The 13190-nt window shown below is 36.6% G+C and carries 11 protein-coding genes; 4 read left to right on the top strand and 7 right to left on the bottom strand.

From position 1 onward, the window contains the following. Positions 1 to 23: 23 nt before the first annotated feature. Positions 24 to 989 (bottom strand): FAD:protein FMN transferase, encoded by a 966-nt coding sequence (locus tag G6O70_RS03135; protein ID WP_057869991.1) that lies wholly within the window; start codon positions 987 to 989, stop codon positions 24 to 26. A gap of 413 nt (positions 990 to 1402) precedes the next feature. On the opposite strand from G6O70_RS03135, the gene G6O70_RS03130 reads away from it, so the two are divergent. From G6O70_RS03130 to G6O70_RS03120, 3 genes are all read left to right on the top strand, one after another. After that, the gene (locus G6O70_RS03130; RefSeq protein WP_057869990.1) at positions 1403 to 2806 is read left to right on the top strand and encodes an NAD-dependent succinate-semialdehyde dehydrogenase; all 1404 of its coding nucleotides are present in this window, start codon (positions 1403 to 1405) and stop codon (positions 2804 to 2806) included. A 207-nt stretch (positions 2807 to 3013) separates the two neighbouring features. Further along, positions 3014 to 3538: a helix-turn-helix domain-containing protein gene (locus tag G6O70_RS03125; protein ID WP_219934265.1), complete on the top strand. Its 525-nt coding sequence runs from the start codon at positions 3014 to 3016 to the stop codon at positions 3536 to 3538. A 20-nt stretch (positions 3539 to 3558) separates the two neighbouring features. Next, positions 3559 to 4401 (top strand): IS3 family transposase, encoded by an 843-nt coding sequence (locus tag G6O70_RS03120; protein WP_219934266.1) that lies wholly within the window; start codon positions 3559 to 3561, stop codon positions 4399 to 4401. Positions 4402 to 4654: 253 nt separating this feature from the next. Here G6O70_RS03120 and G6O70_RS03115 read toward each other — a convergent pair whose 3' ends face one another. Continuing rightward, the gene (locus G6O70_RS03115) at positions 4655 to 6763 is read right to left on the bottom strand and encodes a putative ornithine decarboxylase (protein ID WP_057870412.1); all 2109 of its coding nucleotides are present in this window, start codon (positions 6761 to 6763) and stop codon (positions 4655 to 4657) included. Between the two features lie 185 nt (positions 6764 to 6948). Between G6O70_RS03115 and G6O70_RS03110 the strand changes: the two genes are divergently transcribed. Continuing rightward, the gene (locus G6O70_RS03110) at positions 6949 to 8178 is read left to right on the top strand and encodes an MFS transporter (RefSeq protein ID WP_157047992.1); all 1230 of its coding nucleotides are present in this window, start codon (positions 6949 to 6951) and stop codon (positions 8176 to 8178) included. A gap of 79 nt (positions 8179 to 8257) precedes the next feature. Here G6O70_RS03110 and G6O70_RS03105 read toward each other — a convergent pair whose 3' ends face one another. The 5 genes from G6O70_RS03105 to larA are packed head-to-tail and all read right to left on the bottom strand — an operon-like array spanning position 8258 to position 13116. After that, positions 8258 to 8980: an MIP/aquaporin family protein gene (locus G6O70_RS03105; protein WP_057870413.1), complete on the bottom strand. Its 723-nt coding sequence runs from the start codon at positions 8978 to 8980 to the stop codon at positions 8258 to 8260. A gap of 6 nt (positions 8981 to 8986) precedes the next feature. Further along, entirely contained in the window at positions 8987 to 9823 is an 837-nt protein-coding gene (larE, locus tag G6O70_RS03100; protein WP_057870414.1) for an ATP-dependent sacrificial sulfur transferase LarE, read from the bottom strand. Positions 9824 to 9843: 20 nt separating this feature from the next. Beyond that, positions 9844 to 11073, bottom strand: coding sequence for a nickel pincer cofactor biosynthesis protein LarC (larC, locus tag G6O70_RS03095; protein ID WP_219934298.1), 1230 nt, complete (start codon positions 11071 to 11073; stop codon positions 9844 to 9846). Continuing rightward, complete coding sequence (gene larB / locus G6O70_RS03090; protein WP_219934297.1) at positions 11070 to 11831, bottom strand: nickel pincer cofactor biosynthesis protein LarB; 762 nt, start codon at positions 11829 to 11831, stop codon at positions 11070 to 11072. Before larB ends, larC begins: the two co-directional genes overlap by 4 nt. 1 nt (position 11832) lies before the next feature. Further along, the gene (gene larA, locus G6O70_RS03085) at positions 11833 to 13116 is read right to left on the bottom strand and encodes a nickel-dependent lactate racemase (protein ID WP_219934296.1); all 1284 of its coding nucleotides are present in this window, start codon (positions 13114 to 13116) and stop codon (positions 11833 to 11835) included. Between the last annotated feature and the right edge of the window lie 74 nt (positions 13117 to 13190).

Genomic DNA, 13190 nt, shown 5'->3' with positions numbered 1-13190 from the left:
AATTAATAGAACAACTAACTTTATTAATGCAAAACTGAATCTTCTTCCAAAAAAAAGTTTTGATTAGTTAATTTAAACTTTTCTGCGATATTTTCTGTAATATAGACTTTCCCGTCCTTTGTAGTAAAGATTAGGCCAACGTTTTTTTGCCCATAAAGCATTTTTAGAGTTTCTCTGATACCTTTATAAAATCCTAAACTAGCCCAGATTTCACCATCAATTGATTTTTTTGTGACAACGGTCACACTTGCTAGGTCATTAGCCACAGGGTACCCTGTTTTAGGGTCAAAAATATGATGGTACTCTTTTCCAGCTATTTTTAAAAATCGTTCATAGATGCCAGAAGTAACAACAGAGTAATCTTCTGTTTTTAGAATGCCTAAAGGATCATTACGTTCACTGAAAGGAGACTGGATACCAACATTCCATAAGTGATCTTCTCTCGCAGGAGTTCCTACCAATAAAACATTCCCACCTAAGTTAATAATTCCGCTTTCTACATGCTGGTTAGTCCAATAGTCTTTTATAGCATCAGCAATATATCCCTTTGCAATTCCGCCTAAATCCAGCTCCATTCCTTTTTTTTGCAAGAAGACTGTCCTTTTTTCATCATTCAAAATCACACTGAATGAATCAGTTAATGCTAATTTTCGGATAATTTCTACGTTTTGAGGGACTTGCGCATCCGCAAAACCTATATGCCACAACTTAACAATTGGTCCAATTAAGGCATTGAATCCCAACTCTTTTTGACTAATCTCAATTGCCTTTTTGACAATTTTGTAACTTATTTCGGAAACGGAAACCGCTTCTTTCCCAGAAGCATTATTGATATCCATTATTTCCGAAGAAGTTCTATTCACTGTTAGTTTATCCTCATACTCTTTTATTAATTCATATGCCCCATCTAACAGTTTTTCATCCATTGGATTGTAGACTGTCAAATCTATAATGGTTCCAAGTGCACGATATTTTTTATTTATTACCATAATGATTAACCTTTACTTTCTCGGTTTACTCTGGGATAGGTTATAGTTCTTTTGCTATAATACCATCTATGCACCACCCACAAAAGGAAATCTAAGCATTTTAGGTCTTCTCTTAGAAAGTTTAAGAAAAATATCACAAGCTTACAGTAAAAACGTTGCTTATGTTTCTGTAGACGCAGCACTGGGACAGAAATAATTAGTCTTTTAAAATTCTACAGAAATTGGTACTGTCCAATTATTTTTTTAGTATCTTCGTACAGAATCATTGACCTCAACCTTTTTTTGGATTACTCCCTATTTGTAAGTTATTTATAAACGTTGAGTTATGATAATTTCTATGGTCACTTTTCAACTTTTTTGAAAACCCCATCTATATTTTACTTGTACCGATAAATCTAAAGGAGGAAACAACATTGGCTTACAAAACCGTTAACCCTTATACAAATGAATTGGTCAAAGAATTCCCAAACGCAACAGATACTCAAATCGAGGAAGCTCTTTCAACAGCGCACAGTCTCTACCGTGCATGGAAAAAAGAGAAAGTTGCTGACCGTGCACAAAAGTTGCACGATGTTGCACAAACACTCCGTGATAATTCTGAAGAACTTGCAAAAATATTAGTTATAGAAATGGGTAAATTAATTGGTGAAGCTCGTGGTGAAGTTGAATTATGTGCTATGATTGCTGATTATTTTGCTGACAATAGTGCAGAGATGTTGTCTCCTATTCCATTGAAAACAACCGCTGGCAACGCTCGTATTGAAAAAGAGTCTGTTGGTGTTTTATTGATGGTTGAACCTTGGAACTTCCCATACTATCAAATTATGCGTGTCTATGCACCTAATTATATGGTTGGTAATCCTATGATTCTGAAACATTCTTCAAATACACCTTGGGCAGGAGCAATCTTCCAAGAAATGATTGAGAAAGCCGGTGCCCCTAAAGGCAGCTTGATTAACCTTTTCTTAACTCATGATCAGGTTGACAAGGTTATTGCTGACGACCGTATTCAAGGTGTGGCCTTAACAGGTTCTGAACGTGGCGGTAGCTCAGTTGCTCAAACAGCTGGTAAATATTTGAAGAAGTCTTCAATGGAACTCGGTGGCAATGATGCCTTTATCGTTCTCGAAGATGCTAATATTGATGAAGTTATCTCAGTTGCAAGTCGTGCACGTACCTACAACGCTGGTCAAGTATGTACATCATCAAAACGTTTCATTGTTGCTGACAAATTATACGATGAATTTGTTGAACGTTTAGCTGAAAGCTACAAACATTTTGTACCTGGAGATCCACTGGATGAGAAAACAACCCTTGCTCCTTTATCATCTGCAAAAGCAAAACAAACATTGCAAAAACAATTAGATGATGCTCTTGCTGCTGGCGCAAAATTGTATTTTGGAAATACACCGATTGACCTTCCAGGACAATTCTTCCAACCTTCAATTATTACAGATGTTACTCCTGATAATCCCGCATACTATGAAGAGATGTTTGGCCCAATCGCCCAGGTTTACCGTGCATCTAGTGAACAAGAAGCAATCAACATTGCTAATGACTCACATTATGGTCTAGGGGGAATTGTATTCGCTGGTGACAGTAAACATGGTGAAGAAGTTGCACAACAAATTGATACAGGTATGGTTTTCGTTAATACATTCTTATATACGCTACCTGAAATTCCATTTGGTGGAATCAAGCGTTCTGGGTATGGTCGCGAAATGAGCAGCTTAGGATTAAACGCATTTGTAAACGATAAACTAATTGTTTCAGTTGAAAAACCTGATTTAAACAATCTGGGTGGAGCTTTGTTCTAGAAATATTCATCACCTTAATTTAACCAAGCAAAGAGGAAATATTGCATAAGTTGAAAAATTTGAGTATTTTGTTATGAGTAATCCAAAGTTAAACGAAAAATTTTGACTTGTGGAACACGCTTATACGAAATAAATAGAGGGGAGTGTGCCATAAGTGAAGTGCCTTACAAAACTTGGACATGTAAATCAAGTTTTGGAGGTGCTTTTTTGACACGTAATTATACCTACAGCTTTAAGTTGAAAGTAGTTAAAGAATATTTAAATGGTGAAAATTCACTCCACACACTGTGTCTGAAATATAAGATGCCGAGTGATACTCCGTTAGTAATTTGGGTGTCGCGTTATAAAGCTTTTGGCCCTACCGGTCTTAAACAGCTTAAACGCCGACACTATTCTAATGATTTCAAGGTAGCGGTTATTACCTATTACTTGAACCATTCTACCAGTATTCAAAAAACAGCCATCCACTTTGATATCAGCCACACAGTCGTTTATAATTGGCTTAAATTAATGCGGCAATTTGGAATTAAAGCCGTAATTTCATCTAAGATAGGACGACCCAAGATGGTTAAGAAAAAGAAAGAAACATCCAAGAAAAAGACCGAACAACAGTTAATAGAGAGACAACAAAAACAAATCAGACATTTAGAACAGGAACTTTCCTATACTAAAATTGAGAATGTTTATCTAAAAAAATTGGATGCCGTAATTCGAAACAAAAAACAGCACTAAAAGTTAAAACAATTAACGAATTGCGGCGTGATTATCCCTTTATTACGCTCTTAAAAGTTGCGGGACTTGCGCGTTCGACGTATTACTATCATTTAGCTTGTCTAAACCGGCCTGATAAATATCGTCAGGTTAAACAAATTATTCGGCAAGAATTTGCCCGCTCTCATCAAACTTATGGTTATCGTCGCATGAGATTTGTTTTAAAACAGCATCATGTTAAACTTTGTCTAGAAACTGTTCGTAAAATTATGTTTTCTATGGGTCTGAAAGTTACTCTTTTTTCAAAACATTCTGGTCGGTACAACTCATATCATGGTCATGTTGGACAGGTGGTACCTAACTTGCTCAAGCAACAATTCAAGGCCCATAAACCATATACTGTTTTGCATACTGACGTCAGTCAGTTTAAACTTACGTGTGGAAAATGGGGTTATATTTCGACAGTTATTGATGAGGCTAGTAATGAAGTTTTAGCCGCTAAAGTTAGTTCAACACCCAATCGTGTTTTAATCGATCAAACCCTTGAGACAGTCATTAAAAAGATTCCCGCAACAACTAAACCAATTCTACACTCTGATCAAGGATGGCAATATCAAATGACCAATTATCAAGCTAAACTAAGACATCATCATTTCATTCAAAGCATGTCCCGTAAGGGAAATTGTTTAGACAATGCTCCAGTTGAGAGCTTTTTCAGTATGCTTAAACGTGAATGTTTAAGGCGCATTAAGGTTACTTCGCTCAGTGAACTAAGTACATTAGTGGAACATTATGTTGCTTGGTATAATAACCAGCGAATTTCACTTAAGCGTCACGGATTAACTCCAGTCGAATATCGTAAACAGTATCTAACTAATAATTAAAACAAACATGTCCAACTTTTTTAAGGCAGTACAAAGTCGGGAAAATTTGAGTACTAACTTGAAATTACGAACATAGCGAGTACTTTGCTATGAGTAATTCGAAGTTAGACGGAGAATTTTGACTTATGAAACACGTTTATACGGAATAAATAGAGGAACTGAATCAAAATTTAACTTTTGACTCAGCCCCCTCTTTGTTAATGTAAACATGTTTATTTCTAGAAACCGTGAACTAATAGCTTTATTAAGTTAATTAGGACTTCACATATCCATAAGCGACATATTCACCATCAACTTGTTTTAAGTAAACACCCTGTATCTCCGGATCAAAACCTGGAAACTTAGTCATCGCCCCCAACAACGTCTGGAAATAATCGATATCAACTTGCTCCCATTTTTCCCCAGGAGCAACGACAAAAACGCCTGGTGGATAAGGTAATGCACCTTCAAGTGCAATTTTGTCTTTAATTTTCGATAATTCAACCAGCTTACCTTTATTACGTACAAATTCTAAATCCGCAACACTTGGCAGTTCTTCATATAATTGAAAAGAATGCTTAGCAAATAATTTCTTTTGTAAAGTAAAAGTTTGATGTCTTCTATAATATTCATGCATCTCTTCACATAACTGTTTCAGTGTGTAGCCATCATATCTTCCATGACTGCTTTCAACAATTTTAGGTAACACATCTGCTAATAATGCATCTTCTTCATACATTTTCTCAAATTCAAGAAGTTTCTTTAATAGTTGTTCCAACTCAGATTCCCCATCCCCTGGTGTCAATAGGAACAATAATGAGTTTAGATCGGCCTTAGCTGACATGATCCGTTGTTCTGTCAGAAATGCATTGACAATTGCTGCGGGTATCCCCGTTTTTTCATAAACACCATGTTCAACATCAATTCCAGGTGTTTTAATTATCAACTTAAATGGATCCTGCATTACTTGACCATCTTTGACCTGCATAAAACCATGCCACAAATCTTTAGAATTAAGTAACCAAACATTTTTATCAGTAGCAAGCTCCTCAGTTGTAACATCTTCCCAATTCTTATTTACAACTGTTCTTGGAACAAATGGAGTAAATAACTTTGAATGGTTCAACAATTGCTTACGCCATTCAATCCCTCGTACTAATGTCTTTCTCCATTCATTTGTAGCAAAATTTCGTTCTGCCATATATGCATTAACAGCAAGTGATGCATAAACTGGATACGAATAACTCGTCGTCACATATTTCAAATACGTATGATTAAAATGCTTGTGGTCAATATATCGTTCCTGTCCTTTTATATGACTGTCTTTCTTCAATATCTGTGATGATTGTGCAATCCCGGCCTGTTGTTTATGAATTGATTGGGTCACCAAAATACCAGGATCTTCTTGACCAAGATGGTCCGTAAAGGCAGAAAGTGACTCCATTAGGGGAACAAATTGTTCGTAACCCCCCCATGCACAATCAAATAAAATGTAATCACATAAATGACCTATTTTTTTTATGATTCGCTGAGCATCATATATAATCCCGTCATACGTTTCCAACTGGATAACCGCCATCCTGAATGGCCTTTTTTTTCTTGCTTTGTCTGGAGCAACTTTGTTGATTTCTGCTCTTAATCTTTTTTCTTCTAAATATTCTTCGTCTAGCGGCCCAATTGCTCCCAATGCATTGCGATCCGTTGGTATATATACAGGAACTGCACCTGTCATAATTAGTGCACTATTATAAAGTGATTTATGATTATTCCTGTCAAATAAAACTAGATCACCCGCAGTTAGCGCCGCCAAAGAGCAGATTGTATTCGCAGTTGTCGTTCCGTTTGTTACAAAATAGACCTTATCAGCATTATATGCCCTAGCCGCTCGCTTTTGAGCCTCAAGTGGAGTCCCCATATGAGTCAGTGTATCACCCAATTCGGTCACAGTATCACTTACATCTGCTTGAAAAAAGTTATCACCCATAAATTTTTTGAAAATCATTCCTGCTGGATGCTTTGTGTAGAATCTACCACCATGATGACCCGGTGTAGTAAAACTAATTGGCTTTTCTTTAGCGTAATTCACTAAGTCTTCAATAAAATTAGGAATTTTTTTTTGTTCATATTCTTCAGCAATCTGCTCAATTTCCTTCAATTGCTTGTTGAGGTCCTCATTTTTGACATCCATTTCAAATATTGGTACTTTTAATCCACTTTGTTCCAATTTCTCAACTATTTTCTCTGGAAGAGATTCTTCTTTTAGCTTCACAATCTCTGCTATTTCTGCCATATTTGTTTCAAAACTCAATGTCACTATTTCACTATTGCTCTCTCTCAAACGAGCGATTATTTTTTGTGTTGCGGCAATCTTTAAAAAACCCATCTGTCCTTGCTTTCCTCCTTGTTGATTTACTTCAATTCAACTACATAACTACTTGAGAAACAAGATTAAATTAGGTTATTTTCCCCTAAATTCTAACGCTTCTATGTTTTGTACTTTATTTTTTTGCTAACTTGACGAAAATAAGATTATAATGAATTTACCTTTTAAAAATGGAGATGACATATATGCTTGCAAAACTGGAGAAATGGCAACGAAATCTAATTGTCTTATGGATCGGCTGTTTTATTGCAGGCATTGGTTTCAGTGAAATTTCACCCTTCCTTTCTCTGTACGTCAGTGAACTTGGCAACTTCAATAAAGGACAATTGACTATCTATAGTGGTTTAACCTATGCAATCACTTTTTTGGTCGTTGCTATCGTTTCACCCATCTGGGGACGCCTTGCTGACCGTCGTGGACGTAAACTAATGTTGCTTCGTTCATCGTTAGGGATGTCAATAATCATTGCCGCTTGCGGTTTTGTCCACAGTATTTGGTCATTACTATTTTTACGTTTCCTTCAAGGACTATGTGCTGGTTATATTCCTAATGCATCTGCGCTAATTGCAACTGAATCACCAAAGGAAAAAAGCGGTTCTGTCTTAGGTATTTTAGCTACCAGTTATGTTTCTGGGAACTTGATTGGACCTGTCTTAGGGGGATTCCTCGCACAAGTATTTTCAATTAGAATCACTTTTGTCCTAACCGGGATTCTTTTATTAATTGTCTTCTTTTTAAGTTTGTTTTTTGTACACGAAAACTTTACTTCTACTTTAGCTCCAAAAGCTGAAGAAAAGACAAAACGTGTCTCACCATTGTCGCAACTACAGAGGCCTAAAATAATTATTGTTCTTCTTCTTTCGACGATGATTATCCAAATGGGAAATAATTCAATTACACCAATCATCAGTCTCTATGTCAAAGAACTTATGCATGGCATTGGTCCAATTACTGTTGTAGCTGGGATAATCGCAGCTTTACCGGGACTGTCAACACTGATTTCTGCCCCTCGTCTTGGTGAATTGGGAGATCGCACAGGCAATGGTAGGATTCTTATCTTTGGTTTTTTATTTGCAATCATCATGTACTTCCCTCAAGGCCTAGTAACTAGTGTTTGGTTACTTGGAATCTTACGTTTCATGATTGGAATCTCAGATGGAGCACTTTTTCCAACAATTCAAACTATTTTATCAAAAGAATCCCCTGCACAGCTAACTGGAACTGTCTTTAGTTGGAATCAGTCATTTCAAGCGCTTGGCAGTATGTTTGGATCTCTTTTTGGTGGGATTATTCCTAACTTTTTTGACTATAATGGTGTCTTCATCTTCACTGCCTTATCTTTGTCACTAAATTTTCTTATCATTATTATTTTCATGCCTGAACTTAGACCTCATTTTAATAAGAAAAAAAAATAAAAAACGTTCCCCAAAAGTTGTTTTTTTAACCTAACTTTTGGGGAACGATTATTCGATTATTATAAAGTAAACTGTTTTTCTAGCTAAAAATAGCTTTATATAAAGTTGTAGCTACAATCGCACCACAAATTGGTGCCACTATAGGAACCCAACTATAATAAAATTGTGAACTCCCCTTATATTTAAATGGCCATATAGCATGTAACAACCTTGGTCCTATATCTCTTGCGGGATTTAAAGCTGGCCCCGTTGGTCCACCAAATGAAACAACAAGACACATTACTAAGAAACCTAAACCAATGAAGTCTGCACGGGAATCTACTTTATCTGCCGTAATGCATAACGCACCAAATACCAACATGAATGTACCGATGAACTCGTTAATGAATCCATTAAGCCTACTATTTGCGGCATCAATTGTTGAGAATGTTCCCAAAATTGCTTCTGGATTTTCTGTTTCATTGTAATAAGGACTATAAGCCAAAATAATCATTAATTGTCCAAAAATTGCTCCTAACAATTGTGAAACAACATATGGGACAACTTCTTTCCAAGGAAAACTCCCTGTAACAGCTAACCCAATTGTCATTGCTGGATTAATTTGTGCCCCTGAAACAGTGGCAAACATTAACGCAGGAATCATAACACCAATTCCATATCCAAAACCAATTAAAACCCAACCACCATGAAAACCTTTTGTACCTTTTAATTCAACGTTAGCTACCGATCCGTTACCTAAAGCAACCATGATAGCTGTTCCCAAAAATTCTGCTATACAACGTACCAATAAAGAGTAATGCATTAAATTCTACCCCACTAAAATATTTAATTTTTCTTCTTCTGAAAGTTCTTGGTTCATACGACCACTAACAAAGCCTTGTAAATCAACAGTAACGTATTTGTAGCCGATTTTGTTAAGTTCTTCAGTTATAGCTGTCTTCTTAGCAATCAAGTTGACAATTTCTTTTTCAGGAACTTCAATTCTTGCCATATCTTCATGAACTCTAACTCTAACAGTCATAAATCCTTGTTCTCTCAAATACTTTTCAGCAGTTAAAACTTGATTTAATTTTGCACTCGTTAATTCTGTATTGTATGGAAAACGTGATGAAACAGAACATGAAGGGATTTTGTTCCAATTCTTCAAACCAAGTTTTTGTGAAAGTTGTCTAACCTCATCTTTATAGATGTCGGCTTGTTGCAAAACAGAAACGGCTCCAGCTTCATCTCTTGCACGAAGACCTGGACGAAAGTCAGATGCATCGTCCATAATCATACCATCTAGCACTACATCGGTATTAAAGTCCTTAGCAATTTCCATCAACTTAGCATAAAACATTTGCTTCATGTAATACCATGAATTTGGTTTATTATTCTTTACATGTTCATCGGCTAAGTAGTCTAGTTCTACACCTTTTACTTGTGCACCTAATTCATCTGCCAACTTAATTGCCTTATCATATTCATCATCTGAGAAAAGTTCAGAATTAGCTACTACTGCTAAAACATTTTCTTTGCCAAGTGAGTTGATTGCTTCCTTCAATACAAGAGTTGAATCAATGCCACCTGAAAATCCAATCACAACTCGTTTGTAACTTGCCAAAATGGACTGCAGTTTCTTTTCTTTTTTTGTTAATGTACTCATTTTAAAACACTCCTTCTACTTTAATTGTTTTGTACAAACTCCATGATTCTATTTGTCAATTCACTTACTGCCATTTTATTTTTTCTTGCTAAATCTAGTAGTTCATCATGTTCCAATGAAATCTTTGAAAAACCATCATAAGATAAATATTTAACATGGATATTACCAAACTTTGTCTCTACAGCTTTAACACTTCGCTGCATTATTTTTCTATCCATCAGCTGTTGTCTAACACCAATTGAGGGAGTTTTCGCAAATAATATCTTCACCAATTCCTCACTTTTGGTTGGCGCTGCTAGTAAACATAACTTGTATGCCGGACGACCTTTTTTCATAATAATTGGCTCCGTCCAGACATCTTTGGCTCCTTTTTCAAGCAGAACTTGTGTTGCATCAGACAACTGCTCACCAGTAATATTATCTAAGTTAGTTTCCATCAATACTACTTGATCTTGTTCCTGTGTAACCCTTTGATTGCTCAATAATGAATTACAAAGACAACCTCTTAATGCATTCAAACTACCTGTTTCTCGTGTTCCAAAACCATATCCTACTTGTTCGACCACTAAGTTCCCTGGTATCCCACCAAATACATCTGTGATACACTTTATAATTCCAAAACCCGTGGGTGTTACTAACTCTGTCAGTACATCCGCTCTTTGTCTGAAAGGTACTTCACTATTCATCCTCATCTGCATTACTGCAGGTACTGGTACAGGCATCACTCCATGCGCAACCTTGATTGTGCCACTTCCATCCACAAGCGTTCCGCAAATAACCTTCTCAATTTTCAACAATTTCAAACCAATAAAGAAACCTACCACATCAACAATTGAATCGATTGCCCCAACTTCATGAAAATGAATCTCATCAATCTTCTTACCATGTACGTGTGCTTCCGCTTTAGCAATTTCTTCAAAAACGGTACAAGCAGACTTTTTTATATTCTCACTTAGACTAGAATTATTAATAATATTTTCAATGGTAGATAGATTTCTTCCGTGATGATGGATTTTTCCAACACCTTCATCTGCATGATGCCCTTTGAATTCGTCACTCAATGTTACTTCAAATAAATGTCCCTTAATTGCCGAACTTGTAGTCTCTGTCAGCGTTAATTCGTATCCAGTTATCTCTAATTTTGCTAATTCCTGCTTGAAGTCTGCGAAGTTAAGCCCTAGATCAAATAACGTCCCCAGCAACATGTTCCCACTTACTCCTGAAAAAGGATCAAGATATAAACTTTTCATTTTGCCGCCTCCGCCAAATGATTTATTTTACTTGCTGAATAACCAGCTCCGAAACCATTGTCAATATTTACAACTGTGATACCTGTAGCACAGCTATTTAACATCGTTAACAATGCCGCCATTCCATTAAACGCGGTTCCATAGCCAACACTCGTTGGAACTGCAATTACAGGAGAACTTACAAGTCCACCGACAACAGAAGCTAACGCTCCTTCCATTCCAGCAATTACAATAACTACTTGTGCTGCTCTAATCTCGTCTATGCGCGCAAATAACCTATGGATTCCAGCAACTCCAACATCATAAATTCTGTCAACGCTATTACCAAAAGCTTCCGCAGTAACTGCAGCTTCCTCAGCAATCTTTAAATCAGATGTTCCTGCTGTCACAACTGCAATTTTTCCAATTGTTTTATCTATCGGATTTTGCTCCCATGACAACATTTCAGAAACTTCGTCATACTTTAATTGGGGTAAACTTTCTCTGATGTTCTTTGCCTTTGATGGATCAACCCTGGTCACTAAGATATTATTTTTTTTCCCTAGCATTGCCTCAACAATTCCTATTACCTGCTCAGCTGTTTTACCTTCACCGTAGATAATTTCAGGAACACCAGTCCTTTTATTTCTTTCCGTATCAATCTTAGCAAATCCCAGATCAGTAAATCCTGAATTATTAATGATCTCAGTTGCATCTTCCACACTTATTTGTTTTTCAGAAACAAGTTGAAATATTTGTCTTACCTTCTCAGCTTCCATACTATTCCTTACCTTTTACAATGACTCCGAGTCCATCTGGAATAACTACTACCTTGGCCTTTGCACCTTCACGCTCATATGCTTTTTCCATTGCTTCATCCAATGAGGTTGCAAGTTCCATATGCATCTTCGTAATCAGCTCTGGATCAACAAGGTCTGATACAAAAATAACATGATGATTGACTAAAATACGTGCCAGAATCTGTGATGTCCATTGATCTGGAACGGTTTCAAGTCTAGGTGTATTCACAGCCTTATCAAGAAATTCCTTTGGATCAGCAACATCTGCGATGTTATGATAGAATCCCTCACCACCATGCCCATCTCGACAACCAGCGACCATAATAATGGTGCCACCGACTTTATTTGTTGCCTCAGCAGCCGTCATTCCCTTAACTGCTTGATAAATATTTTGATCTAGTGGATAACCACCATTTGTTGAAATCGTAATATCAGATTCAATCGCATCAACTTCTGATAATGATTCGACAAATTCAGTTCCTTTTTTGTGAGCCTTCTCTAAATCACCCGCAAACGAACCAATGATTTTCTTGTCTTCATCAAGTACAACGTTTAAAATGAATGCTAATTTAACCGTCTTTGCAGCGTAAACCATATCTTCATGGATTAAATTATGATTCAAGTTACCTGTACGAGAATGCTTGTCACTTATAAATTCACCTGAATGGTTTGCCATGATTGTTTTGTATGAGGAGATACCAGGCAAAACAGACTTTCTTCCGCCAGAGAAACCAGCAAAGAAATGTGATTCAATGAATCCTTCTGAAATTAACAAATCTGCTTCAGTTGCGACTTTATTAACGATGAGATCGCCGCCTGAAGGTAATTTACCCACTTTGACCATATCTTCATCACGTTCAGAATAATGCATTACAATTTCTTCATTATCAACAATCTCTTTGCCATACTTGTTGATTAATTCTTCCGTTGTTGAAGGTCTGTGAAATCCTGTTGCAACCAAGATTCTGATTCTTGCATCGGGAGCAGCTGAACGAATTCTACGCAACAAAATTGGCGTAATTATTTTGGATGGGACTGGGCGTGTATGATCAGAAGAAATAATTACAATATTTTTCTTACCCTTGGCCAATTCCTCCAACTTTGGAGAAGCAGTTGGATTATCTAACGATCGTTCAACCAACTCTTGTTCTGAATATTTTGCATGATATGTGGCTGCCTCGGAAACTAAAGATCCTGCAAAATTCTGTTCATCTATTTTTGCAGTAATCGTTTCGCGATCGTAAGGAAGCTTTATCTCAACCATCTAAACTTCATCTTCTTTCTTTTTTGTTCATAAACAATAGTAACTGCTCTGTTTATTTCTTTTCTTGTCAAGAA

This window comes from Liquorilactobacillus hordei DSM 19519 (assembly GCF_019443985.1).
Lineage (GTDB): Bacteria > Bacillota > Bacilli > Lactobacillales > Lactobacillaceae > Liquorilactobacillus > Liquorilactobacillus hordei.
This window is presented reverse-complemented; position numbering and strand designations above follow the sequence as displayed.